Source organism: Cereibacter sediminicola, from assembly GCF_007668225.1.
GTDB lineage: Bacteria > Pseudomonadota > Alphaproteobacteria > Rhodobacterales > Rhodobacteraceae > Cereibacter_A > Cereibacter_A azotoformans.
Genome location: NZ_VDEK01000001.1, coordinates 220,705 through 243,639, shown reverse-complemented (window position 1 = coordinate 243,639; position 22,935 = coordinate 220,705). Strand labels below are relative to the sequence as shown.

Genomic DNA, 22,935 nt, shown 5'->3' with positions numbered 1-22,935 from the left:
TGTCGATATCCATACTTAGCATGCGGTATGGGGAGCCGCAAAGTCCTGTAATGACAGGAAAAAGGTGGATCTCGATTGCTACCCTGCCGAAATGGACAGGTCACCCCTGGATGAGCACTCGGAACATGTTGTTTCCGTTGTGTTAAGCATGATCAGGGGCACTGCAAGACAATTCCTGCAATGGGCGGAATCTCGCCTTGAGAGTTGTGTGGGTTCAACCTTTCGGGGAAAGGGAACCTGCCGGACGTCACCGGAAGCTGTGGAAGAAGCCTGGGTGCTGCCGCAGGCGGAGCGGGCGGGCGCGACCGGCCCGCCCGGTGATTCGCTCAGAGGCGGCGGGCCGCCAGGGCCGAGCGCAAGAGCGGCAGGATCACGATCATGGTGACCAGCAGGAAGGCCGCTTCAAGAGCGAATACAGCCAGATAGGGCGCACCGGGGCCGTAGGCGCCAAGGTCCGGCAGGGCCTGAAGCAGGTCGCGGATGATGCCGGCGCTGGCGATGCCGATCCCGGCCGCCGTGGCCTGCACAGCCCCCCAGGCGCCCAGAGCCAGGCCCACCTGCTCCTTCGGGGCCAGGCGCATGGTGGCCGTCAGCGTCCCGTGGCTGAAGAGGCCGCCGCCAAAGCCCACCGTCAGCGTGCCGAGGATGAAGATCCAGGTGCTGGTCATGCCCGTCGCGCCCATGATGGCAAAGAAGCCGGGCAGGCCCGCGGCCGCGCCCAGGAACGCCATGCGCAGCGGATCGAAGCCCCGGCCCAGCACCCAGGAGGCCAGCCAGAAGCCCACGAGCCCGCCGCCGGCGAAGGTCGCCGTCAGCCGCGTGGTCTCGGCCACCGTCATCGACAGCACCTGCCCGCCGTAGGGTTCGAGGATCACATCCGCCATGCCGAAGCCGAGCGTGCCGAGGCCGATCACGATCAGCCCGTGCAGCGCGTTCTCGCGGCTGATGAACTCGCGCCAGTGGTCCGAGAACTCGGGCTCCTTCTCGGGCTTGACCGTGTAGGCGCGGTTGCGCGGCTCCATCTTCCAGAGCGCGATCATGTTCAGGAAGAACACGGCCACCGCCACGCCCGAGATCACCTTGATCAGCTGCGCGTCATGGTAGGGCTCCAGCAGCCAGCCGAAGCCGATCGACGAGAAGATCATGCTGACGAGCAGCACCACATACATCAGGCCCACGACCTTCGGCTGATCCTCGCGCGGGGCGAGGTCGGTGGCCAGGGCAAGGCCCACGGTCTGGATCGTGTGGACGCCGCCGCCGACCATCAGGAAGGCAAGGGCCGCCGACGAGACGCCCAGCCAGACGGGCTGACCCTCGGCGTAGCCCTGTCCGCCTAGCACGATGAGGGCGAAGGGCATGATGGCAAAGCCGCCCCAGAGCGCGAGCGTTCCGCGATAGATCCAGGGCACGCGGCGCCAGCCCAGCGCCGAGACATGGGTGTCGGACTTGAAGCCGATCAGGGCCCGGAACGGCGCGAACAGCAGCGGCAGCGAGATCATGATGCCGACGACCGAAGCGGGCACCTTGAGTTCGACGATCATCACGCGGTTCAGCGTGCCGACCAGCAGGACAATGGCCATCCCCACCGCCACCTGGAACAGGGACAGGCGCAGCAGCTTGCGCAGGGGCAGCTCATCCGATGCCGCATCGGCAAATGGCAGGAAACGCGGTCCGATACGGACCAGATGCTGGGCAAAGCGGCTCATGCGTGGAAGTTCCCGGGAAGGCGCAGGACAGCGCAGCTTGAGGAGGATCGGGCTTCAGGCACGCCGCCCGAACGGGTAAGGCGACAACAACGCGTCGCTATTGCGACGAGCAGGCCGGAACCCTGCGATCCCGGCCTGCTCGGAACTCAATGACTGCATGGCGCGGGCCCGCAAGCCCGCGCCTTTGGCAGCATTACTCAGCAGCGACTTTCGCCGAGCCCTGGTAGTAGTCGGGCAGCCAGGTGGTGGTGGTCAGCACAGCAGCGTGAACCACAACCGAAGCGATGACGGCGGCGCTGAGGAACAGCGGAACGCCAACAGTCGGTTTCACCACGAGCCAGATTTTGCCGTTGGTCATGTCAGTCTTCTCCTATCAGCCGAGCCACGGGGTCGCAGCGGCGGCGAGGAAGTGCGCGATGAGCGCCATGCCACCGAACACACGGGTGCCGAGGATGAGTTGCTTATGAACTTCTTCGGCTTCGGCAACGGTCAGGCCGCTCGGCCAGACTTTGTTCAGATCGTCAGTCACTGTGTCGTCTCCCAACTGGTAATCGACGGTTTTGCGTGTAGGGCCTGCACGCTGGCTTCGACGAGACCGGAGAGCCCTTGGCCACCTTGTCGGCGTCCTTGGATCCGCCCCGGCTCACATTATGGGTGTCACATCCCACTGACAGTTTCAACGTCAACGTGGCCTGACAGAGCCGTTTTGGGTGCGACTTATTGGCCGCCGAATTGGCGCGCGCATCGGACTAAGGGCTTGAAAAGGGACAATTTTGACGCAGGCGCGCGGAAAATTGACGCTGCCTGCCGCGCAGTGGGGAGGGCGGTTCAAGGCCATGTTCTGCCGCGGAATCCATGCCAGGCGAGCCCTTGCGCCGGGGCTCCGCCTCTCCTATGTCGGGTGATTTTTCCGGTGAAACAGGGGGCTTGGCCGGTTCCGGTCAGGCGGCCTCGGGCGTCCTGAATCAGCCGATCGCGGCCAGCACCGACTCGATCCGGTCGAGGAACAGCGCGGCATGCGCCGTCGAGAAGACCAGGGGCGGGCGGATCTTGAGCACATGGCCGAGCGGACCCGTGGCCGAGATCAGCACCCGCGCCTCGCGCAGCCCGTTGACGATGCGCCCGGCGGTGAGCGGGTCCGGCGCCCGTGAGTCGGGATGTTCGACGTCGATGCCGATGAAGAGTCCCGCGCCCCGCACCGCGCCCAGCCGGGGAAAGCGCGCGGCGAGGGCGCAAAGATCCTCGCGCAGCCGCGCCCCGACCGTAAGCGCATTGGCCTGCAACCCCTCGGTCTCGATCACCTCGAGGACGGCCAGTGCGGCCGCCGCGGCGACGGCGTTGCCGCCGAACGTGTTGAAGTAGCGGGCACGGGCCCCGAAGCTTTCGACCAGTTCGGGCCGCAGCGCGAGGGCCGCCACCGGATAGCCGTTGCCCATCGGCTTGCCCATCGAGATCATGTCGGGCACCACCCCGTGGCGCAGGAATCCCCACATCGCCTCGCCGGTGCGCCCGAATCCCGGCTGCACCTCGTCAGCAATGAAGAGGCCCCCCGCCGCACGGATCGCCTCGGCCGCGGGCGCGAGGAAGCCCGGCGGATCGGTGAAGACCCCGTCGGACGAAAAGACCGTGTCCAGGATCAGCGCCGCGGGGCGGATGCCGTGCCGCTGAAGATCCGCCGCCGCCGCCGCGACCGCCGCGGCAAAGCCGGCATCCGCGCCCTTGGCGGCATCCGGCGCGGGTACGGTGCGGACATGGGCCCCGAGCGGCACGCCCGGACCCAGCGAGGGCGACAGGGCCGCGACGGCCTGCGTCACGCCGTGATAGGCGTTCTCGGTCACGATCACGCCCGTGCCGCCCGTCGCCGCAAAGGCCAGCCGAAGTGCGAGATCGTTCGCCTCCGACCCGCTGCAGGTAAACATCACATGCCCGATTCCCTTCGGCAGCGTGGTGAGCAACCGCTCGGCCAGCTCCAGCACGCCTTCATGCAGGTAGCGCGTGTGGGTGGCCAGCTCGGCCGCCTGCCGTGCCACGGCCTCGACCACGCGGGGATGGCAATGGCCGAGGGAGGCCACATTGTTGTAGGCGTCGAGATAGGCCGTGCCGTCCGCGTCATGGAGCCAGACGCCTTCGCCCCGCACGATATGCAGTGGACGCTCGTAAAAGAGCCGGTAGGCCGGCCCGAGGACCGCCTGCCGCCGCTCGATCAGCGCCCGCTCCGGTTCCGAAAGGCGAGCCTCGCCCGGGAGGAAGGCGTTCGGCATGGCGTCACGGGTCATGGGGGCCTCATCCCTCGTCGAGTGCACGGGCGAGGGTCGCGGCCGCAGCCCCCGGCGCGAGCGCCGTCAGCGCCTCGAGCCCCGCCGCCGCCGCGGGCAGGTTGCGCAGGATGTAGGGCGCGTTCTCGGGCTGCTGCGCGGCCCGCGACGAGGCGATGGCAATCGTCGCAACCATCCGCGCCGCGACCAGCCCGGGCAGGACCTCGATCTCGGCGCGCTGAAGCGGATTGGCCTCGTGGTAGCCGGCCACCATGTCGGCCAGCGAACCCGCGGGATCGCCCGGGTCCAGCTGGTAGGCCCCGGCGATCGCCAGATCGCATACCCGCGCCGTCCTCACCATGTCACCGAAGTCGATCACGCCCGTCACCCGCGAGAGGTCGGCCGGATCCACCATGATATTGTGGGGATTCATGTCGTTGTGCACCACCTGCCAGGGCAGGTCGGCCAGCCGCGGGGCGGCCTCGGCTTCGAACCGGTCGATCACCTGCGCGGCGAGGACCGCCGTTCGCGCATCGGGAATGGCGGGCAGAAGGGGCCGCAGCCGCGCCGCATGACGGATGTCCCACAAAAGCTCGTAATCCGCGGCCGGGTGCGCGAAGTCGGCCAGGGCCGCCGTGATCCCGCCGAGGCAGCGCCCGACCGCCCGGCGCTGCGCCGCGCCGCCGCGGACGCGCCAGAGCGGCTCGCCCCCGACCCAGGTCAGAAGCCGCAGCAGATGGCCCGACGGCAATTCGGCCCACGGCGCGCCCTCTGGCGTGCGGCCGACGCGCGGCACCGGCAGGCCCGGCGCCCGGTCCTCGAGATGGAGGAGGGCGAGCGTCTGGAACTCGGTCACGCCCCGCGGCTCGGCGGCGTTCGCGATCTTGAGCACGAACTCGCCATGTCCGGTCACGAGGCGGAAATTCTGATCGCGCTCGGAAGTCAGCGGCAGGGCCCGGCCCTCCTGTCCGAAATGCGCCCGTGCCAGCCCTTCCGCCTCAATTGCCGTGAAGGCGGGGCGGGGCGTGGCGAGCAGGGTTCCGATCGGCAAGGTGGAGTGGGGCAAGGCGGGCTCCTCGGCGATGTGGAGGCGATCATGGGCGAGCCGCCCGCGGAAGGGAAGTCGAAGTGCCCTTTTCCATTCCGCCCGATCCGCAGGCAAGACGCCGTCAAAACCGGCAATGACGCCGGTGCGGGCGGCGGCCCCGCGAACCGGGCCGGATGGCCGATTGCGGCGCCCGGGGGCCGATGATGGGATGCGCTGAGAATGAACGCCCTCACGCCCCCTCGCGATTGTCTGGAACGCAGCCAAGGCCATGCGCAGGTGACGCTTGCGCGGGTGCGCGGGGCGGTCCGGCTGCGCGATCTGGCGCAGCGGGGCTCGGCCAAGGCCTTTCTGCCGCGGGTGGATGGGCCGGTGCCCGAGATCGTGTTCCTCAACACGTCGGGGGGACTTACCGGCGGGGACCGGCTTTCCTACCGGCTGGAGGTTGGCGAGGGATGCCGCGCCGTCGCCACCACCCAGACCGCCGAGCGGGCCTATGCCGCGGGCCAGGGCACTGCACAGGTGCGGGTTGCGCACGAGGTCGGGGCGGGCGGCTGGCTCGACTGGCTGCCGCAGGAGACGATCCTGTTCGAGGATTCGGCCCTCGACCGGCGGACCGAGATCGCGCTGGGGCCGGGGGCGGGCTGCCTCATGGTGGAATCGGTGGTGCTGGGGCGGGCGGCCATGGGCGAGACGCTGTCGCGGCTGGCCTTCCGCGACCTGCGCCAGATCACGCGCGGGGGGCGCCCGGCGCTGATCGAGCCGCTGAGGCTGGACGGGCGGGCGCTTGCGGCGGCCGGTGGCGCCGCCGTGCTCGGCGGAGCGCGCGCTCTTGCCACGCTTGCTCTGGTGGGTCCGGGCGCCGAGGATGCGCTGGGCCCCGCGCGGGCCGTGCTGGACGAGCCGGGGGTGGAAGCCGCAGCCTCCGCCTTCGATGGAAAGCTGCTGGTGCGGATGCTGGCGCCCGATGGCTGGCCGCTGCGGCGACAGGTGGCGCGGGTGCTGGGGGTGCTGCGCGGCCGGGCTCTGCCGCGCGTGTGGCAGGACTGAGGGGAACGACATGAACCTGACACCGAGAGAGAAGGACAAGCTCCTCATCAGCCTGGCCGCCATCGTGGCGCGCAACAGGCTCGAGCGCGGGGTGAAGCTCAACCATCCCGAAGCGGTGGCGCTGATCTCGGACTTCGTCGTCGAGGGGGCGCGCGAGGGTCGCTCGGTCGCCGATCTCATGCAGGCCGGTGCCCATGTGATCCGCGCCGAACAGTGCATGGAGGGCGTGCCCGAGATGCTGCATTCGGTGCAGGTCGAGGCGACCTTCCCCGACGGAACCAAGCTCGTCACTGTCCACCACCCGATCCGCTGAGAGGTGCGCATGCCGGCCCATCCCTTCCGCTTTTCCCCACAGGTGAGCGCATGATCCCCGGAGAGATCTTCCCCGCCGAGGGCGAGATCCTGCTGAACGCGGAACGCATGCAGGTGACGCTTGTTGTCTCCAATGCCGGCGATCGGCCGGTGCAGGTAGGCTCGCACTACCACTTCGCGGAGACGAACCCCGCGCTCGACTTCGACCGTGAGGCCGCACGCGGGATGCGTCTGGACATCCCCGCCGGCACCGCTGTGCGATTCGAGCCTGGGCAGACCCGGGAAGTGCGACTTGTGTCCTATGCCGGCGACCGTGAAGTCTATGGCTTCAACGGCCGGATCATGGGCAAGTTGTAGCGGCCTCGACATAAGGAGTATGGAATGCCGCTCGCCTTGCCCTTCACCAGCCTCATGGCGCTCTATTGGCAGACCGGGATGATGGTCGTCGAAGCGCAGACCGTCGTGGCCATCCGAACCATGGGCATGATGGGCGTGCTGACGCCACACCCGCTCGAGAACCAGCGCATGGTGGCCGAGAAGGGCGTTGCCTTCGCGCAGGCGGCCCATGCCGCCACGACGGCCGCGATGCAGGGCAAGCGGCCCGATGAGGTTGCCGCGGCCGCGCTGAAGCCGATCCGCCGCCGGACGCGCGTCAATGCGGCGCGCCTCACTCGTGCGGCGAAGCGCTCGAAGGCCTGATGTGACGCGCCTGCCTGCCGGATCTCCGGGCCCTGGCGGTCCGATCGGCGTCCGGCGGCGGAGGCAGGCCCCTTGGGCAGAGGAGGGGCCCCACGGCGCCCGTGTCGGGCGGGCCGCGCACCTGTCCGGCTCGCGCTCCGCCGAGGGCTCCTGCGCGCAAGAAGCTGCTGATCGATCTCGGGATGCCTCACTGAAATTTGGCGCGGGCCGTGCGGGGCGACCTTGGGTGATCGCACCCGACGCGCGCGCCCGCCTGTGTCAACCGCCGCACGGGGCGGACCCGCCCCACTTCCGCTAGCGCCAAGGAGGGTTCATGCCTGCTTCCATCTCGCGTTCGACCTACGCCGCCATGTTCGGCCCCACCACCGGCGACCGGCTGAGGCTGGGCGACACCGACCTGATCATCGAGGTCGAGCGCGACCTGACCACCTATGGCGAAGAGGTGAAGTTCGGCGGCGGAAAGGTGATCCGCGACGGCATGGGTCAGAGCCAGCGCACCCGGGCGGACGGTGCGATGGATACGGTCATCACCAACGCGCTCATCCTGGACTGGAGCGGGATCTACAAGGCGGATGTCGGCCTGCGCGACGGGCGGATCGCGAAGATCGGCAAGGCCGGCAACCCCGATACCCAGCCGGGCGTCGACATCGTGATCGGGCCGGGCACCGAGATCATCGCGGGCGAAGGGCGGATCCTCACAGCCGGTGGGATGGACGCGCATATCCACTTCATCTGCCCGCAGCAGATCGAGGATTCGCTCCATTCCGGCATCACCACCATGCTGGGCGGCGGCACGGGGCCTGCGCATGGCACGCTCGCCACCACCTGCACGCCGGGGCGCTGGCACATCGGGCGGATGCTGCAGGCGGCTGATGCCTTTCCGATCAACCTCGCCTTCGCGGGCAAGGGCAACGCGTCGCTTCCCGCGGCTCTCGAGGAGCAGGTCCGCGCCGGCGCCTCCTGTCTGAAGCTGCACGAGGACTGGGGCACCACCCCCGCCGCCATCGACTGCTGCCTGACGGTCGCCGACCGAATGGATGTGCAGGTGATGATCCACACCGACACGCTGAACGAATCGGGCTTCGTCGAGAACACGCTGGCCGCCATCGGCGGGCGCACGATCCACGCCTTCCACACCGAGGGGGCGGGCGGCGGCCATGCGCCCGACGTCATCAAGGTGGTGGGGGCGGCGAACGTGATTCCCTCCTCGACCAATCCGACGATGCCCTACACCGCCAACACTGTGGAGGAGCATCTGGACATGCTGATGGTCTGCCACCACCTCGACCGCTCGATCCCCGAGGACGTGGCCTTCGCCGAGAGCCGCATCCGCAAGGAGACGATCGCCGCCGAGGACATCCTGCACGACATGGGCGCCTTCTCGGTGATCTCGTCGGACAGCCAGGCGATGGGGCGGGTGGGCGAGGTCATCACCCGCACCTGGCAGACCGCCCACAAGATGAAGGTGCAGCGCGGGCGTCTGGCCGAGGAGACCGGCGCGAACGACAACATGCGGGTGCGCCGCTACATCGCGAAATATACGATCAACCCGGCGATCGCGCATGGCCTCTCGCGCCATATCGGCAGCGTGGAAGAGGGCAAGCGCGCTGATCTCGTCCTCTGGACGCCCGCCTTCTTTGGCGCCAAGCCCGACATGGTGCTGCTGGGGGGCATGATCGTCTGCGCGCAGATGGGCGATCCCAACGGGTCGATTCCGGCGCAGCCCTTCTATTCGCGGCCCATGTTCGGGGCCTTCGGGGGGGCGCTTCATGCCAGTGCCGTCACGTTCGTGTCGCAGGCGGCCCAGGCCGATGGTGTCGGCGAGCGGCTGCGGTTGCAGAAGGAGACCCTGGCCGTCGAAGGGACGCGAGGGATCGGCAAGGCCGACATGAAGCTCAACGCCCACCGCCCGGCCATCGAGGTCAATCCCGAAACCTACGAGGTGCGCGCGGATGGAGAGATCCTGACCTGCCAGCCGCTGGCCGAGTTGCCGCTTGCCCAACGCTACTTCCTTTACTGAGGCCGGCCGTGGCGGGGCAGGCGTGGGCGGCGGCGGACCGCCGCGCCTAATGCACGGCGCGCAGGGCGGGCGCGCGCGGGCGGGCCGGGCCTACGGCGGCGGGCAGGCAGCGCACCTCCCGCGTGACGCTCTCGCTCCAGTAGCGGGGGTCGGCCAGCACCGCTTCGGGCAAACGTGCCGTGTCGAACAGGCGGAACCGCCGCTCGGCCACTTCGGCGCGGAAGTGCCGGCCTTCCATCCCGTCATCCGGGGCCGCAAGGATCCGGGCGCAGAGCCGGGCCTCCCGCAACCGCAACCGCGCGATGGCCGCTCGCACCTCTCCCAGTTCGTCGGCCGGGCTGGCCGCGTCCGACTTGTGCATGTCTGCCCCCGTTGCCATTCTGTTCCACGACACATAGCCGGCTGTCCCTTAACGAATCGCTGACGCCGGAGCAGAGAAAGGACCTTCCATGACCGAGCTTCCCCAGGCGCGCCGGCTGCTGAGACAGGGTGAATGGACGGGCGTGGCCGCAGGCCGCGTGCAGCTGGGCTATGACGAGCGGCTGCTGCGCCGCAAACGGCTCGAGACCGACGCGGGCGACGGGTTCCTCGTGGATCTGCCAGAGACGACCAGCCTGGACGAGGGCGACGCCTTTGAGCTGGCCGACGGCCGTCTGATCGAGGTGCGCGCGGCCGAGGAAGAGGTGCTCTCGATCACCGGGCCGATCCTGCGGGCGGCCTGGCACATCGGCAACCGCCACACGCCTTGCCAGATCGAGTCGGACCGGCTGGTGATCCGCCGCGACCATGTGCTCGAGGGGATGCTGCGGGGCCTTGGCCTCAGCCTCGAGCCGCGGACCGAGCCTTTCCGGCCCGAAGGGGGCGCCTACGGCCACGGCCGCACGATGGGGCACGATCACGGCCCCGCGCATGACCATGATCATCACCATCCGCATGTCCATGTTCACATCTCGCGCAAGGCCGACGAGGACGAGACGCCCGACGCCGACCCGGCATGAGTCGCGCGCTGCTCACGCTTGTCCAGTGGCTCTCGCCGGCCTTCCCGACCGGGGCCTTCGCCTATTCGCACGGGCTGGAATGGGCGATTGCGCAGGGCGAGGTGCAGGATGCGGCCGGCGTGGAACGCTGGATCGCCGACACCCTGCGTTTCGGATCCGGGAGGACGGATGCGATCCTGCTTGCCCATGCGCTGAAGGGCCATGACCTTGATGCGCTCTCGGATCTGGCGCGCGCTCTGGCGCCTTCGGCCGAACGGCTGCGCGAGACCGAGGAGCAGGGGGCGGCCTTTGCGGCCACCACGGCGGCCCTGACCGGGCGCGCGCTGCCCCCGCGGCCCCTGCCGGTGGCGATGGGTCAGGCGGCGGCCGCGCTCGGCCGGCCGGTGGCCGAGGTGCTGGCGCTGACGCTCCATGCCTTCGCCGCCAATCTGGTCTCGGCGGCGGTGCGATTCGTTCCGCTCGGCCAGACCGAAGGGCAGGCGATCCTGTCCCGCCTGCATCCGCTGATCGAGGAGATCGCGCGCGAGGCAGCCGAGGCGCCGCTCGAGGCGATCGGCAGCGCGGCCGTCCGCGGCGACCTTGCGGCGATGCGGCACGAAACCCAGCAAGTGAGGATCTTCAAGACATGAGCCACGGACCCCTGCGGGTTGGAATCGGCGGCCCGGTGGGCGCCGGCAAGACCACCCTGACCGAAAAACTCTGCGCGGCGCTGGCGCATCGCTGCTCGATGGCCGTCATCACCAACGACATCTACACGCGCGAGGATGCCGAGGCGCTGATGCGGGCGCAGGTGCTGCCGGCCGAGCGGATCCGTGGCGTCGAGACCGGAGGCTGCCCCCATACCGCGATCCGCGAGGACGCCTCGATCAACCTCGCCGCCGTGGCCGATCTGCGGCGCAGCTTTCCCGACCTTGACCTGATCCTGATCGAGTCGGGGGGTGACAATCTCGCCGCGACCTTCAGCCCGGAACTGGCCGACCTTACGCTTTATGTCATCGACACGGCCGCCGGGCAGGACATCCCCCGCAAACGGGGTCCGGGCCTCGCGCGCTCGGACCTGCTGGTTGTCAACAAGACCGATCTTGCGCCCCATGTGGGCGTCGATCTTCGCTTGCTGGAAGAGGACACGAGGACGGCGCGGGGTCGCCGGCCCTATGTCATGGCGCAGCTTCGCCGGGGCGCGGGCGTGGCCGAGATCGTGGCCTTCCTCAAGCGGGAGGGCGGGCTGCAACTCCTGCCTCAGGAATGAGCAGCTGGCCGATTCCGCGCCACACCGGCGCGGTGGCTGCCCAATCCTTGGACGTTCGGTCCTGATCTGATGAGATAAAGGGCATTTTCACCCAACGCCTGATGCCCCACCGTCCGCTGTCTTGCCCGCTCCGGCGCCCCAATGTCATCTGATCCCGCGAGGATCGTCCGCGGGGCGATCCGGCGCCCGCGGGCCGACAGCCCCGCGGCGGATCAACAGGGGACTGCCAAGGCTCGAGAATCGCGACCGGCCCACCGGGACCGGACGGGCGGAGCCTTGCTGCGAAAGGGAACAGGAACATGAAGATGTTCAGGGGATATCTGATCGGCACGGCGCTCGGCCTGTCGCTGGCGGGCGCGGCTCTCGCTCAGGAGGACACGATCAAGATCGGCGTGCTCCATTCGCTTTCGGGCACGATGGCGATTTCCGAGACGACGCTGAAGGACACGGTCCTGATGCTCGTCGACCAGCAGAACGCCAAGGGTGGCCTGCTGGGCAAGAAGCTCGAGGCGGTGGTGGTGGACCCTGCCTCGGACTGGCCGCTCTTTGCCGAGAAGGCGCGCGAGCTGCTGACCGTGAACGACGTGGACGTGATCTTCGGCTGCTGGACCTCCGTCAGCCGCAAGTCGGTGCTGCCAGTGATCGAGGAACTGAACGGCCTTCTGTTCTATCCCGTCCAGTATGAGGGCGAGGAGAGTTCGAAGAACGTCTTCTACACCGGCGCCGCGCCGAACCAGCAGGCGATCCCGGCGGTGGATTACTTCCTCGAGGAACTGGGCGTCGAGAAATTCGCGCTCCTTGGCACCGACTATGTCTATCCGCGCACCACGAACAACATCCTCGAAAGCTACCTGCAGCAGAAGGGCATCGCCAAGGGCGACATCTTCGTGAACTACACGCCCTTCGGCCATTCCGACTGGTCGAAGATCGTGGCCGACGTGAAGGCGCTGGGTGCTGACGGCAAGAAGGTGGGCGTGATCTCGACCATCAACGGCGACGCCAACATCGGCTTCTACAAGGAGCTGGCCGCGGCCGGCATCTCGGCCGACGACATCCCCGTCGTGGCCTTCTCGGTCGGCGAGGAAGAGCTTTCGGGCCTCGACACCTCGAACCTCGTGGGTCACCTCGCGGCCTGGAACTACTTCCAGTCCGCCGAAAGCCCCGAGAACGAGACCTTCATCACCGACTGGAAGGCCCGCATGGGCGAGAACCGCGTCACGAACGACCCGATGGAAGCCACCTACATCGGCTTCAACATGTGGGTGAATGCCGTGACCGAGGCTGGCACGACCGATGTCGATCCCGTGGCCGAAGCCATGATCGGGCAGAAGTTCCCGAACCTCACCGGTTCCGAGGCCGAGATGCTGCCGAACCACCACCTGACCAAGCCCGTGCTGATCGGCGAGATCCGCGACGATGGCCAGTTCGACATCATCTCGCAGACCGACCCGGTGCCGGGCGACGCCTGGACGGATTACCTGCCGGAATCGGCGGTGCTCGAGTCGGATTGGGCCGAACTCGACTGCGGCATGTACAACACCGAGACCAAGAGCTGCGTGCAGATCAAGTCGAACTACTGACGTGACGGGGGCGGCCTCCGCCGCCCTCCGATCGCCGAACCGGGAGCGGTCCGCGCCGCTCCCGTCCCCTCCGACGAGGTCCGAATGCGGTTTGTCCTGATTTTCCTCGCGGCGCTGGTCTCCGCGCTGCCCGTCCTTGCGCAAGGCACACCGGCCGCGCAGATCCTCTCCGAAAACCGCGCGCTGGTCGAGAAGGCCTCGCGCCAGACCATCGGCCCGGTGATCGGGGCGCTGGCCGCCTCGGGCGACCCGGCCGCCGCCACCCTGCTGGACGCCTGGGCCAACCGCGGCCTCGGCCTGCGCGAGAGCGACGGCACCTTCTTCCTGATCGAGCCCGCCAATGAGGGCTGGGAGCTGCGCGACCTCGACGGCGCGCCCGCCGGAACCGCCGGCCGGCGCGAGATCCAGCAGCTTCGACCGAACAGCGGTGTCCGCGGCCTGATCGCCACGGCCCTCGTGCAGTTCCAGCTGGCCGATCCCGATCCGGCGCGCCGGTCGGCGGCGTTGGCCTCCATGGCCCGCGATCCCGCGCCGGAGCATCTCGAGCCGCTGCGCGCCGCGCTGGCGCAGGCGCACGATCCCGCCATGGCCCGGCTCGAGCGTCTGCTGACCCTGCGCTTCGGTGCGACCGCCGAAGAGCGGGTCGCCGCCATCGAAAGCTTCGGCGCCGATCTGGGCCTTGACCTCCGGGGCGCGCTGAACCCCCTCGTCGCCACGCGCCGCATGGCGGTGGAGGGTGAGCCGCAGGGGCTCAACATCGCCCGTGAACTGACGCCCGGGCGCGAGATCGCGCGCGAGGAGGCCTACGACCTGCTGGTGGCCGAAGGTTTGGCCCCCGCCCGGCTCACCCGTGCCGCCGTGCGCGAGACGCTGGTTGCGCAGATCCGCGACGGTCAGGTGGCCGGCATCCCGGTCTCTGACCTGAAGAGCCAGGAGGCCCGCGACCGTGCCTACACCGCACTCGAGGCGCAGGGCATCGTGCCGCCCGGCGCCACCGAGGACGAGGTCGACGCCACGCTCGACCGCTTCCGCTTCCTCGAGGTCCATGCCGAGCCCGACCCGGCGGTGACCGAGGCCGCCCAGGCCGCGCTCGCCCGGATCGGCCGGACCGTCGGTCTCATGCAGGCGGCGGACCTCGCGCTCGATGCGGTGTCGCTCGCCTCGATCTACTTCCTTGCCGCCATCGGCCTCGCCATCACCTTCGGCGTCATGCGGGTCATCAACATGGCCCATGGCGAGTTCATCATGATGGGCGCCTATACCGGCTATGTCGTGCAGCAATGGATCGCCGACTACACGATCTCCATTCTGGTCGCGCTGCCGCTCGCCTTCGCCGTCACTTTCGCCGCAGGCGTCGCGATGGAGCGGCTGGTGATCCGCCACCTCTACAAGCGCCCGCTGGAGACGTTGCTTGCTACCTTCGGGATCTCGATCGCGCTCCAGCAGCTGGCCAAGAACATCTTCGGCACCCAGGCCCGGCCGCTGACCGCGCCCGCCTGGCTCGACGGGGCGCTGAGCTTCAACGACGTGGTGTCGATCAGCTACATCCGCATCGCGATCTTCGTCCTGGCCCTGATCTTCCTTGGCGTCTTCCTCATCATCATGAAGCGGACACGCCTCGGGCTCGAGGTGCGGGCGGTGACGCAGAACCCGTCGATGGCGGCCTCGATGGGGATCAACCCCGACCGGATCAACATGCTGACCTTCGGGCTCGGTTCGGGCATCGCGGGCATCGCGGGCGTGGCCATCGGGCTCTTCGCCAAGGTCACATCGGAGCTTGGTCAGGACTATATCGTGCAGAGCTTCATGACTGTGGTCGTGGGCGGCGTCGGCAACATCTGGGGCACGCTTGCGGGGGCCGCGATGATCGGCGGCGCGCAGAAGGGGATCGAGTGGCTGAACCCCTCGAACACGCTCGCGGCCCAGACCTACATGATCCTTCTCATCATCATCTTCATCCAGTTCCGGCCGCGGGGGATCATCGCCCTCAAGGGCCGCGCCGCAGGAGACTGACATGCACCCGACGAACCTCTGGGGCCGCCTGCCATGAGACAGGGCTTCCTTTCCCGCAACCCCTCGGTGCTGGTGTTCCTGCTGATCCTCGCGCTCTTCACGCTGGGGGTGACGCTTTTGTCGCACGCCTATGGCAGCGCCTTCCTCTCGACCTCCTTCATCAAGACGCTGGGCAAGACGCTCTGCCTGTGCCTCGTGGCCCTCGCGATGGATCTGGTCTGGGGTTACGCCGGCATCCTCAGCCTTGGCCACATGGCCTTCTTTGCCCTTGGCGGCTACATGATCGGCATGTGGCTGATGTATGCCCGCACCGAGGAGATCGTGTTGCAGGCGCTGGCCAACGCGCCGCTGCCGGCCACGCCGCAAGAGATCTCGGACGGGGTGGCCAGCCAGATCTTCGGCGTGGTGGGCGGGGCCGAGCTGCCCGCGGTCTGGACCTTCGCCCACAGCCTCCCCCTGCAACTGGCGCTCGTGGTGCTCGTGCCGGGTCTTCTGGCGCTCGCCTTCGGATGGCTGGCCTTCCGCAGCCGGGTGACGGGCGTCTATCTCTCGATCCTCACGCAGGCCATGACGCTCGCCCTTGCGCTGCATCTCTTCCAGAACGACTCGGGCCTGCGCGGCAACAACGGGCTCTCGGGGCTTCAGAACATCCCCGGCCTCGGTGGCCTGTCGCAGGACCGGCTGTCGGTCTGGTTCTTCTGGGCTTCGGCCGCGGCGTTGGCACTGGGCTATCTGCTTGCGGCTTGGCTCGTCTCGGGCAAGTTCGGCTCGGTCCTGCGCGCGATCCGGGATGACGAGCAGCGCGTGCGCTTCCTCGGCTATTCGGTCGAGGGCTACAAGCTCTTCATCTTCACCTTCACCGCCGTGGTCGCGGCCATTGCGGGCGCGCTCTATTATCCGCAGGCCGGGATCATCAACCCGGCCGAGCTGGCGCCCATCGCCTCGATCTATCTGGCGGTCTGGGTGGCGATCGGCGGGCGGGGGAGGCTCTACGGGGCCGTGATCGGCGCGGCCTTCGTGTCGCTGCTCTCCACCTGGTTCACCGGGGGGCGCGCGCCGGACGTGAACCTCGGCTTCGCCACGATCCAATGGGTGGACTGGTGGCAGATCCTGCTGGGGCTCGCCTTCGTGCTGGTCACGCTGCTGGCCCCGCAGGGGATCGGCGGGCTCTTCGACTGGGCCGCGGGCCTGCGCCATCCGGCGCGGCGCGGGGCACCGCTCGGGCCCGCCGAAGGCTCGCTGCAGGAGAGGGAGGCCACGGAATGAGCGCGCTTCTCGAGGTTTCGGGCGTCTCGGTCACCTTCGACGGCTTCCGGGCCATCAACAACCTCTCCTTCAACATCGGCGCGCAGGAGTTGCGCGCCATCATCGGGCCGAACGGCGCCGGCAAGACCACCTTCATGGACATCGTGACCGGCAAGACCCGGCCCGACGAAGGCTCGGTGACCTTCGGCGAACGCTCGGTCTCGCTGCTCGCGCTGTCCGAGTCGCGGATCGCGCAGGAGGGGATCGGCCGCAAGTTCCAGCGCCCCACCGTCTTCGAGGATCAGACGGTCTTCGACAACCTGATGATGGCGCTGAAGAAGCCGCGCTCGCCCTTTTCGGTGCTCTTCTTCCGCCCCTCGGGCCGCGACGCCGCCCGCGTCGAGGAACTGGCGGCCGAGGTGGGGCTTGGCGATCATCTCGCGCGCAAGTCGGGCGAGCTGAGCCACGGGCAGAAACAATGGCTCGAGATCGGGATGCTTCTCGCGCAGGAGCCGCGGCTTCTGCTGGTGGACGAGCCCGCCGCCGGCATGACGCTGGCCGAGCGCGAACATACCACGGCGCTTCTGGTCGAGATGGCCAGGACCCGCGCCGTGGTGGTGGTGGAGCATGACATGGAGTTCGTGCGCCGGCTGAACTGCAAGGTGACGGTGCTGCACGAGGGCTCGGTACTGGCCGAGGGCAGCCTCGACCACGTCACGAAGAACCCGGCCGTGATCGAAGTCTATCTGGGGCGCGGATGAAATGCTGAAGACCGAAGGGCTGACCCTGCATTACGGCGGCAGCCAGATCCTTTACGGGATCGACATGGAGGCCCGCACGGGCGAGGTGACCTGCATCATGGGCACCAACGGCGTGGGGAAGACCTCGCTGCTCAAGGCCATCGCGGGGGCGCATCCGCGATCGGGCGGGCGCGTGATCCTCGATGGCGAAGAGCTGCCACGGCTGCCGCCGCAGGCCATGGCGCGCCGCGGGCTGGGGTTCGTGCCGCAGGGGCGGATGATCTTCCCGCTGCTGACGGTGACGGAGAATCTCGAGACCGGCTTTGCCGTCCTGCCGCGCTCCGAACATCGCATCCCGGACGAGATCTACGAGCTTTTCCCGGTGCTGAAGGACATGGCGCACCGGCGGGGCGGGGACCTCTCGGGCGGGCAGCAGCAGCAGCTGGCCATTGCCCGCGCCCTGATCATGAAGCCGAGGCTTCTGCTCCTCGACGAGCCGACCGAGGGCATCCAGCCCAACATCATCCAGCAGATCGGCCGCGTGATCTCGTATCTGCGCGAGAAGGGCGACATGGCGATCATCCTGGTCGAGCAGTATTTCGAGTTCGCCTACGGGCTCGCCGACCGCTTCTATGTGCTCAAGCGCGGATCGGTCGATGTGGCGGGCAGCAAGGCGGAGCTTGGGCGCGACCGGGTGCGGCAGGCCGTTTCGGTCTGACGGCCGGTCGTCCGTGGCCGACATGACAAAGGGGCCGGCAGGATTGCCGGCCCCTCTTCGCGTCGGGAACGCGATCAGTTGGTCGCGGCTTCTTCCGCAGCCTCTTCGGCGGCCGGCGAGACGGACACGAGATAGGCCCAGATGTTGTGGGCGTCTTCTTCCTTGCGGACCTTGTAGGTCATCTTCCCCCGGGCCTTCGAGTTGTCGGTGTACTCTTTCAGGAAGGCGGTCGGGTCCTTGGTGTAGGCGGTGAACTGCGCTTCGTTCCAGACCAGCCCGCTTTCACCCGCCGCGATGAGGTCCTTGCCGTAGCCATTGAAATCCTCACGGGTGCCGGCCTGACGGCCCGGCACGCCAAAGAGGTTCGGGCCGGTCTTGGCGTTGCGCCCGGCGATGGTGGTGCCGGCATCGTCCACGATGACGTGGCAGGTCTGGCACTGGTTGAAGGCCTTCTCACCGGCCGCGGCATCGCCTTCCTGAGCGAGCGCCGGGGCGGCGGCGAATGCGGCGATGGCCGCGAGAGCCTTGATTTCGAACTTCATGGGTATCCTCCCTGTATGGGTAGATGGTGATGGTAATGTCGGGTGCCGCCGGCACACAATCGATACTGCGGAACGCGCGCCCCGGATCATCCATGGCATCTGGAAAATGGTTGCGCAACGGCCGCGGGAGGCGGCAGGAACGGGGAGCGGGCAGAGCGCCCGGTAGCTTCGGGGAAGAGCCGGACCTGCGGACCCGAAAGGCGCTTGAGGTTGCGGGGCGGCTGACATGAACTTCCTGCCGGGCTGATCGGACGCAGGGGACTATGCCGCCCGCCCACGTCCGGAATTATATGACGGATTGCCGCAGAATGTGCGGTGGGGCGCGCCTCACCTCGATTTGACCAGAGCCCCCTTCGCCTCTTCCTTGAGCAGTTTCGTCTCGGCCCGGCGCACCGGCTCGGGCAGGGGGGCGGACACGGGCCGGAAGGCGCGCGCGCCGGGCGGCCGCCGCTCGGGCATCATCCATTTCCAGAGCTTGCGGTCCTGCAGGTTCACCACCATGAACCAATGTTCAAGGACGGCGAGCGCCGTCAGGGCGGCCAGCAGCCAGAAGCCCACCTCCCGATGGCTCGAGCCGCCGGACGAGATCGCGCGCTCGACCCAGCAGCCGGTGGCGAAGGTCAGCAGCGTCACCGACAGCGGAAAGAAATGGTTCATCCGCGTCCGGCGGAAGTAGCTCGACAGATGCGAAAGGGTCGAGGGCAGGAACTCGACGTTGATGTAGGGCACCCCCAGGTAGAGGTTCAGCTTGGCTGAGACCCGCGCCACGAACAGGATCAGGAAGGTCCAGAGGCCGAAGCGGTTCGGCGCGTCGCCGGCATGCATGGCCATCGCCACCAGAACCGTCACCAGTACGATCTCGTGCCACAGGACCGTGCCGACCGCGCGCAGGAATCGCTCGAGCGGCCCGGCATGGGTCGGGCAGGGGTCGGTGTTCGGCCCGGTGATCACGCCTGACAGGAAGGCAAGCTCGATCCAGCCCCAGACGGCCAGTGAGGACAGGAAGGCCACATAGACCCCCTGCACCGTCGCATCCTGCAACGTATGAACATACCCCCAGGCGCCCGCGAACAGCATCGGCAGGCCGATGATGACCGAAGTCAGGTGCGACTCGGGTCCGCGGTTGTCGGCATGACGCACCCGCCAGAGCAGGATGCCGGTGGAGAACCACCAGACGAAGATGGCCGACAGGGCAACGACCCAGGGACTCGTAAGCATCAGCGGCCACCCAGCCGGCAGGAGGAAGCGGGCAGGGCCCGCTCCCGGAGATCGTCAACAGTCAATAGCTCGGCTCCAGTCGCACATTCTCGGGCAGGGCGTTGGTCCTGACCGGAATCGTGTAGAGGGCGGTGAAGGCGGCCAGCGCCTGCGCGCCGCCCAGCACCTTGTCGATCCGCCCCGCAAGGCCGCCCCTGCGGGTGCCGCGGTCCATCCGAAGGAAGGCGGCGTTCATGCGGTTCAGCGCCGGCTTCCAGCGCGGATGGTCGATGTCCAGCTCGACCGGGAAGATTTGCCGCGCGATCTCGGATGTCTTGCGGAACACCTCCTGGTCATACCAGTCGATGTCCACCCCCAGCGCCTTGTGGAACTCGGGCCGGGCATGGTCGCGCACCCACATGGTCGAATAGACCGCCGTCAGGAAGAAGCGGATCCAGAGCCGGTTGACCGTCGAGTCGGTCAGCTTCGGATCGGTCTTCATCAAGAGCGCGAAGGCCTCGCCGTGGCGGAACTCGTCGTTGCACCACTCCTTGAACCATTTGAAGATCGGGTGGAACCGATGCTCGGGGTTGGCCTCGAGGTGGCGGTAGATCGTGATGTAGCGTGCGTAGCCGATCTTTTCCGACAGGTAGGTGGCGTAGTAGATGAACTTGGGCCGGAAGTAGGTGTATTTCTTGGCCTTGGTCAGGAAGCCGAGGTTGACCGCCACGCCCGCCTCGCGCAGCGCGTCGTTGATGAAGCCCGCGTGCCGCGCCTCGTCGCGCGCCATGTAGCTGAACAGCTCGCAGATGTCTGGGTTCGAGCCCCGGCGCTTCATCTCCTTGTAGAGCACGCAGCCCGAAAACTCGGCCGTGCAGGAGGACACGAGGAAGTCGATGAACTCGACCCGCAGGGCCGGGTCCATCGCCTCCCAGTCGATCCGGTCCCACGCGTCGGTCTTCTTGAAGTGGCCCTTGTTCGGGTCCGCCTTCATCTCGGCGATCAGCTCGTCCCACTGGGCGCGGACGGGGGTCACGTCCACGCGGTCAAGTTCGTCGAAATCGGTCGTGTAGAAGCGCGGATTGAGGATGTGGGTCTCCGTCGCCATGGCGGTCGTGTCGGCGACGGCTTCGGGATCGAGGGCGGGGGACAGGTCTCCGGGCGACGCGTTCACAGCGTCACCTGCTCGGAGAAGGAGAACTCGCACAGTTCCATCGCGCCGAGGTCGCCCGTCAGCCGCGTCCACAGCCGCTCGAGCGCCGAGGCGCGGGTGATCGTGGCGGTGCGTTCCTCGACCACCACCTCGCCGAAGGCGGCCGTGACCGGCCCGCCGTGAACCAGAACCTCATCGCCCGGATGGACGATGGCACCATTGTCAAAGCGCACATGCGCGTGGAGAGACTCGAACCTGTGACTCACTTCAACGGTGCAGGGCACCTCTTCCGCTTGTTTCGTGAACAGACCCATGGGGGTTCCCTTCTCTTGGCGTCATTCGGACAGCATCCGCGCGAAGACCGCTTGGTTGTCGGGTCCGAAGGCCTGGAGCTCGGCGCTCCAGCCGGTTGCGTCATCCTGCAGGGAAAGTCTGCCGTTCTCGTACTTCACCAACCGCACGGGGGGATTGTCCTCAACCCGATGCACGGTGCGGGCGCGCCTCAGGCCGATCTGGATCACGGTGACGAAGCCGCCGTTGTCGGCTTCGAACAGGGTCTCGCCCTCGGGGGTGCGGACCGCGACGGCCTGTTCGCCCAGCCCCACCAGCACGAGCTGCCGCTCGGCCACTACGGGGGCGGCGGGCGGCTGGCCGGTCGGCTCGCGGCCGGTCCAGACGGCCCAGGCCACCATCAGGACCGAGCCGAGGGCGAGCGCGAACATCGCCTTGAGCAGGAAGGGCGGGATCAGCTCCTTCTCCTTGTCGCTCTGGGGACGGCGGGAGTTCGGTGCGGTCATCATGGTCTTCCTGCGGGCTGTTGCCGGAGGCATCCTCCGGCCGTGGATCTTGCCGTTCGGGGCGGTCTCAGGCGGCGGGCACGGCCTGCGCCGGCATGGCCGCGTCGGCCCGGGCGATGGAGGGAACCGACAGCCGCGCCTCGGCCGCCTCGGTCAGGAGGCGCGCCACCCGCTCGGCCTCGGGGATGCAGCGCATGGCCGGCTCGCCCCGCCACTTCCACGGGCGGATGTGCGGCCAGCAGACCAGCTTCGAAATCCGGTTGGGCTGCTTCATCTTCAGCGCGATGGTGCCCGAGCCGGACTTGCGCAGGTCAAGCGCCGCGCTTTCCAGCTGCTTGAAGGGCAGGTTGAGCGTGACCGACAGGGCCGCGCCGATCCGCAGGATCACGCGGGCGGTGGTGATCGTATAGATCGTGGCGCGCGCCTGCCAGAAGGCCCCGAGCAGCAGCAGCAGATAGGTCAGCACGCCCATCCCCACATAGGGCAGGCCGTAGGCGAGGGCCATCGGCAGGCCGCCATCGGCCCAGCCCATCGAGCCGCGCCAGAGCACGATCAGCGCAAAGTAGCCGGCAATCCAGTTGACCTTGTAGGCCTCGCGCGCCAGCGCGAAGGCCGCGGGGCGGCCCTGCCACAGCAGCGTCTCGCCCTGCGGCGGACGCTCGGGGAGGCCAGGGATCGGTTCGAACTTGAAATCGTCATGGTCCATGGTCGTCTCCTCGGGTTCGTCGGCGGCGGATCGGATGCGGATCGGGCCTCGGGGGCCCCATTCGGATCGGGTCCGGCAGGTGCGGCGCGGCCCCGGAGAGGGCCGCGCCGTGGTCGGATCAGGCGTATTCGGCCAGCATCGCGCTGATGACCGACTTGCGCTTCGGCGCGGCGTACATCAGGCCGCCCGCGACATAGGCGCAGATCTTGTCCTCTTCGAGGAGCGTGACCTCGGAGGGGTTCTTGATCGTCGGGATGCCGGCGAAGAGGTCCGACGAGAGCGCGTTCACATGGACGCGGTTCGCCTGCACCTTCACCATCTGCATCGGCACGAGGCGGGTGGAGCCGTCCTTGAGCTCGACCTCGAGGAAGCGGGCCATCTGCTCGGGGATGTCCACCCAGATGTCCACGACCTTGCCCGCGATCTCGAGATCGCAGCCGCGGACGGGCAGGCCGATCGGGTTCTTGCCGGCCGAGACGTAGAAGCCGGCAGCGGCCTTCATCGGCTTGATCTTGTTGTGGCCGTGGCCGTCGAGTTCGGGCAGGTCACGGCGGGCAACCCACGAGGCCGGGCCAACGCCGTCCTTCATCGGATCGCCCGTGGGCGCATGCGGGAAGCCTTCCGACACGGCCGTACGGGCCAGCGGGATCGGACGGTCTTCGCTTTCCGGGCCGGGAACGGTCAGGGTGCCGCGGCCGTGGGGCAGGATGAAGGTCTTCGGCTTCGGCAGCGGGAACGGGCCCTGGTTCGCGGCCGGGGTGCCGTCCTCGTTCTCCAGCGGATAGCCCTCGCGCATGTTCTCGGTCTGGAGGTAGTAGATCAGGCCCGCGAGGAAGATCCAGAAGCTATAGATCGCCAGCGACGCCAGATCGAAGTTTCCAAAAGCAGTCACACCAACCATTTAAGGGGT

The 22,935-nt window shown here is 68.1% G+C and carries 26 protein-coding genes; 13 read left to right on the top strand and 13 right to left on the bottom strand.

The genetic code is table 11. The features are described from left to right. Positions 1–326 precede the first annotated feature (326 nt). The 5 genes from FG154_RS01145 to FG154_RS01120 form a co-directional block, all read right to left on the bottom strand. On the bottom strand, positions 327–1,706 hold the full coding sequence (locus FG154_RS01145) for a PucC family protein (RefSeq protein ID WP_145103551.1): 1,380 nt from the start codon (positions 1,704–1,706) through the stop codon (positions 327–329). A gap of 193 nt (positions 1,707–1,899) precedes the next feature. Next, on the bottom strand, positions 1,900–2,064 hold the full coding sequence (locus FG154_RS01140) for a light-harvesting protein (RefSeq protein ID WP_069332414.1): 165 nt from the start codon (positions 2,062–2,064) through the stop codon (positions 1,900–1,902). 15 nt (positions 2,065–2,079) lie between these two features. After that, positions 2,080–2,235, bottom strand: a complete 156-nt coding sequence (pufB, locus tag FG154_RS01135) for a light-harvesting antenna LH1, beta subunit (RefSeq protein WP_002720479.1) — start codon at positions 2,233–2,235, stop codon at positions 2,080–2,082. Positions 2,236–2,671: 436 nt separating this feature from the next. Next, positions 2,672–3,982: an aspartate aminotransferase family protein gene (locus FG154_RS01125; protein WP_145103548.1), complete on the bottom strand. Its 1,311-nt coding sequence runs from the start codon at positions 3,980–3,982 to the stop codon at positions 2,672–2,674. Positions 3,983–3,989: 7 nt separating this feature from the next. After that, on the bottom strand, positions 3,990–5,027 hold the full coding sequence (locus FG154_RS01120) for a phosphotransferase (protein WP_145103545.1): 1,038 nt from the start codon (positions 5,025–5,027) through the stop codon (positions 3,990–3,992). 201 nt (positions 5,028–5,228) lie between these two features. Here FG154_RS01120 and FG154_RS01115 point away from each other — a divergent pair, with 201 nt between their 5' ends. The 5 genes from FG154_RS01115 (at position 5,229) to ureC (ending at position 9,087) form a co-directional block, all read left to right on the top strand. Next, the gene (locus FG154_RS01115; protein ID WP_145103542.1) at positions 5,229–6,056 is read left to right on the top strand and encodes an urease accessory protein UreD; all 828 of its coding nucleotides are present in this window, start codon (positions 5,229–5,231) and stop codon (positions 6,054–6,056) included. 10 nt (positions 6,057–6,066) lie between these two features. Continuing rightward, the gene (locus FG154_RS01110; RefSeq protein WP_145103539.1) at positions 6,067–6,369 is read left to right on the top strand and encodes an urease subunit gamma; all 303 of its coding nucleotides are present in this window, start codon (positions 6,067–6,069) and stop codon (positions 6,367–6,369) included. A 50-nt stretch (positions 6,370–6,419) separates the two neighbouring features. Further along, a complete protein-coding gene (locus FG154_RS01105) occupies positions 6,420–6,725 on the top strand; it encodes an urease subunit beta (RefSeq protein ID WP_145103536.1) in 306 nt (101 codons plus the stop codon). A 24-nt stretch (positions 6,726–6,749) separates the two neighbouring features. Beyond that, complete coding sequence (locus tag FG154_RS01100) at positions 6,750–7,067, top strand: antifreeze protein (protein ID WP_145103533.1); 318 nt, start codon at positions 6,750–6,752, stop codon at positions 7,065–7,067. Positions 7,068–7,380: 313 nt separating this feature from the next. Then, positions 7,381–9,087 carry an urease subunit alpha gene (ureC, locus tag FG154_RS01095; protein ID WP_145103530.1) on the top strand — a complete coding sequence of 569 codons (1,707 nt, stop codon included), beginning with the start codon at positions 7,381–7,383 and terminating at the stop codon, positions 9,085–9,087. Positions 9,088–9,133: 46 nt separating this feature from the next. Here ureC and FG154_RS01090 read toward each other — a convergent pair whose 3' ends face one another. After that, positions 9,134–9,448 carry a hypothetical protein gene (locus FG154_RS01090; RefSeq protein ID WP_145103527.1) on the bottom strand — a complete coding sequence of 105 codons (315 nt, stop codon included), beginning with the start codon at positions 9,446–9,448 and terminating at the stop codon, positions 9,134–9,136. 88 nt (positions 9,449–9,536) lie between these two features. On the opposite strand from FG154_RS01090, the gene ureE reads away from it, so the two are divergent. The 8 genes from ureE (at position 9,537) to urtE (ending at position 17,630) form a co-directional block, all read left to right on the top strand. After that, positions 9,537–10,085 (top strand): urease accessory protein UreE, encoded by a 549-nt coding sequence (gene ureE, locus FG154_RS01085; protein ID WP_145103524.1) that lies wholly within the window; start codon positions 9,537–9,539, stop codon positions 10,083–10,085. Further along, a complete protein-coding gene (locus FG154_RS01080; protein WP_145103521.1) occupies positions 10,082–10,714 on the top strand; it encodes an urease accessory protein UreF in 633 nt (210 codons plus the stop codon). Before ureE ends, FG154_RS01080 begins: the two co-directional genes overlap by 4 nt. Beyond that, entirely contained in the window at positions 10,711–11,334 is a 624-nt protein-coding gene (gene ureG, locus FG154_RS01075) for an urease accessory protein UreG (protein ID WP_145103519.1), read from the top strand. Before FG154_RS01080 ends, ureG begins: the two co-directional genes overlap by 4 nt. A gap of 299 nt (positions 11,335–11,633) precedes the next feature. Beyond that, a complete protein-coding gene (gene urtA / locus FG154_RS01070; protein WP_145103516.1) occupies positions 11,634–12,914 on the top strand; it encodes an urea ABC transporter substrate-binding protein in 1,281 nt (426 codons plus the stop codon). An 84-nt stretch (positions 12,915–12,998) separates the two neighbouring features. After that, positions 12,999–14,927 (top strand): urea ABC transporter permease subunit UrtB, encoded by a 1,929-nt coding sequence (gene urtB, locus FG154_RS01065; protein WP_145103513.1) that lies wholly within the window; start codon positions 12,999–13,001, stop codon positions 14,925–14,927. Between the two features lie 33 nt (positions 14,928–14,960). Next, entirely contained in the window at positions 14,961–16,193 is a 1,233-nt protein-coding gene (gene urtC / locus FG154_RS01060; RefSeq protein WP_145103510.1) for an urea ABC transporter permease subunit UrtC, read from the top strand. Beyond that, on the top strand, positions 16,190–16,933 hold the full coding sequence (urtD, locus tag FG154_RS01055; RefSeq protein WP_145103507.1) for an urea ABC transporter ATP-binding protein UrtD: 744 nt from the start codon (positions 16,190–16,192) through the stop codon (positions 16,931–16,933). Before urtC ends, urtD begins: the two co-directional genes overlap by 4 nt. A gap of 1 nt (position 16,934) precedes the next feature. Continuing rightward, a complete protein-coding gene (urtE, locus tag FG154_RS01050) occupies positions 16,935–17,630 on the top strand; it encodes an urea ABC transporter ATP-binding subunit UrtE (protein ID WP_145103504.1) in 696 nt (231 codons plus the stop codon). A 74-nt stretch (positions 17,631–17,704) separates the two neighbouring features. Here the strand turns inward: urtE and FG154_RS01045 are convergent, their stop codons facing one another. The 7 genes from FG154_RS01045 to puhA form a co-directional block, all read right to left on the bottom strand. Then, entirely contained in the window at positions 17,705–18,172 is a 468-nt protein-coding gene (locus FG154_RS01045; protein ID WP_145103497.1) for a c-type cytochrome, read from the bottom strand. A 327-nt stretch (positions 18,173–18,499) separates the two neighbouring features. Further along, on the bottom strand, positions 18,500–19,390 hold the full coding sequence (puhE, locus tag FG154_RS01040) for a putative photosynthetic complex assembly protein PuhE (protein WP_145103495.1): 891 nt from the start codon (positions 19,388–19,390) through the stop codon (positions 18,500–18,502). Positions 19,391–19,451: 61 nt separating this feature from the next. Beyond that, positions 19,452–20,543: a magnesium-protoporphyrin IX monomethyl ester (oxidative) cyclase gene (gene acsF / locus FG154_RS01035; RefSeq protein ID WP_145103493.1), complete on the bottom strand. Its 1,092-nt coding sequence runs from the start codon at positions 20,541–20,543 to the stop codon at positions 19,452–19,454. Next, positions 20,540–20,836: a hypothetical protein gene (locus tag FG154_RS01030; protein WP_011908040.1), complete on the bottom strand. Its 297-nt coding sequence runs from the start codon at positions 20,834–20,836 to the stop codon at positions 20,540–20,542. Before FG154_RS01030 ends, acsF begins: the two co-directional genes overlap by 4 nt. 21 nt (positions 20,837–20,857) lie before the next feature. Continuing rightward, positions 20,858–21,319: a photosynthetic complex assembly protein PuhC gene (puhC, locus tag FG154_RS01025; RefSeq protein WP_246100100.1), complete on the bottom strand. Its 462-nt coding sequence runs from the start codon at positions 21,317–21,319 to the stop codon at positions 20,858–20,860. Between the two features lie 67 nt (positions 21,320–21,386). After that, on the bottom strand, positions 21,387–22,025 hold the full coding sequence (gene puhB, locus FG154_RS01020; protein WP_145103487.1) for a photosynthetic complex putative assembly protein PuhB: 639 nt from the start codon (positions 22,023–22,025) through the stop codon (positions 21,387–21,389). Between the two features lie 118 nt (positions 22,026–22,143). Next, complete coding sequence (gene puhA, locus FG154_RS01015) at positions 22,144–22,926, bottom strand: photosynthetic reaction center subunit H (RefSeq protein ID WP_145103484.1); 783 nt, start codon at positions 22,924–22,926, stop codon at positions 22,144–22,146. Positions 22,927–22,935: the final 9 nt, after the last annotated feature.

Bases quoted from the DNA above. Each gene is read 5' to 3' on its own strand.
- FG154_RS01145 (WP_145103551.1), bottom strand. From the start codon at position 1,706: ATGAGCCGCTTTGCCCAGCATCTGGTCCGTATCGGACCGCGTTTCCTG.
- FG154_RS01140 (WP_069332414.1), bottom strand. From the start codon at position 2,064: ATGACCAACGGCAAAATCTGGCTCGTGGTGAAACCGACTGTTGGCGTT.
- FG154_RS01125 (WP_145103548.1), bottom strand. From the start codon at position 3,982: ATGACCCGTGACGCCATGCCGAACGCCTTCCTCCCGGGCGAGGCTCGC.
- FG154_RS01115 (WP_145103542.1), top strand. From the start codon at position 5,229: ATGAACGCCCTCACGCCCCCTCGCGATTGTCTGGAACGCAGCCAAGGC.
- FG154_RS01110 (WP_145103539.1), top strand. From the start codon at position 6,067: ATGAACCTGACACCGAGAGAGAAGGACAAGCTCCTCATCAGCCTGGCC.
- FG154_RS01105 (WP_145103536.1), top strand. From the start codon at position 6,420: ATGATCCCCGGAGAGATCTTCCCCGCCGAGGGCGAGATCCTGCTGAAC.
- FG154_RS01100 (WP_145103533.1), top strand. From the start codon at position 6,750: ATGCCGCTCGCCTTGCCCTTCACCAGCCTCATGGCGCTCTATTGGCAG.
- ureC (WP_145103530.1), top strand. From the start codon at position 7,381: ATGCCTGCTTCCATCTCGCGTTCGACCTACGCCGCCATGTTCGGCCCC.
- FG154_RS01090 (WP_145103527.1), bottom strand. From the start codon at position 9,448: ATGCACAAGTCGGACGCGGCCAGCCCGGCCGACGAACTGGGAGAGGTG.
- ureE (WP_145103524.1), top strand. From the start codon at position 9,537: ATGACCGAGCTTCCCCAGGCGCGCCGGCTGCTGAGACAGGGTGAATGG.
- FG154_RS01080 (WP_145103521.1), top strand. From the start codon at position 10,082: ATGAGTCGCGCGCTGCTCACGCTTGTCCAGTGGCTCTCGCCGGCCTTC.
- ureG (WP_145103519.1), top strand. From the start codon at position 10,711: ATGAGCCACGGACCCCTGCGGGTTGGAATCGGCGGCCCGGTGGGCGCC.
- urtA (WP_145103516.1), top strand. From the start codon at position 11,634: ATGAAGATGTTCAGGGGATATCTGATCGGCACGGCGCTCGGCCTGTCG.
- urtB (WP_145103513.1), top strand. From the start codon at position 12,999: ATGCGGTTTGTCCTGATTTTCCTCGCGGCGCTGGTCTCCGCGCTGCCC.
- urtC (WP_145103510.1), top strand. From the start codon at position 14,961: ATGAGACAGGGCTTCCTTTCCCGCAACCCCTCGGTGCTGGTGTTCCTG.
- urtD (WP_145103507.1), top strand. From the start codon at position 16,190: ATGAGCGCGCTTCTCGAGGTTTCGGGCGTCTCGGTCACCTTCGACGGC.
- urtE (WP_145103504.1), top strand. From the start codon at position 16,935: ATGCTGAAGACCGAAGGGCTGACCCTGCATTACGGCGGCAGCCAGATC.
- FG154_RS01045 (WP_145103497.1), bottom strand. From the start codon at position 18,172: ATGAAGTTCGAAATCAAGGCTCTCGCGGCCATCGCCGCATTCGCCGCC.
- puhE (WP_145103495.1), bottom strand. From the start codon at position 19,390: ATGCTTACGAGTCCCTGGGTCGTTGCCCTGTCGGCCATCTTCGTCTGG.
- FG154_RS01030 (WP_011908040.1), bottom strand. From the start codon at position 20,836: ATGGGTCTGTTCACGAAACAAGCGGAAGAGGTGCCCTGCACCGTTGAA.
- puhC (WP_246100100.1), bottom strand. From the start codon at position 21,319: ATGACCGCACCGAACTCCCGCCGTCCCCAGAGCGACAAGGAGAAGGAG.
- puhB (WP_145103487.1), bottom strand. From the start codon at position 22,025: ATGGACCATGACGATTTCAAGTTCGAACCGATCCCTGGCCTCCCCGAG.
- puhA (WP_145103484.1), bottom strand. From the start codon at position 22,926: ATGGTTGGTGTGACTGCTTTTGGAAACTTCGATCTGGCGTCGCTGGCG.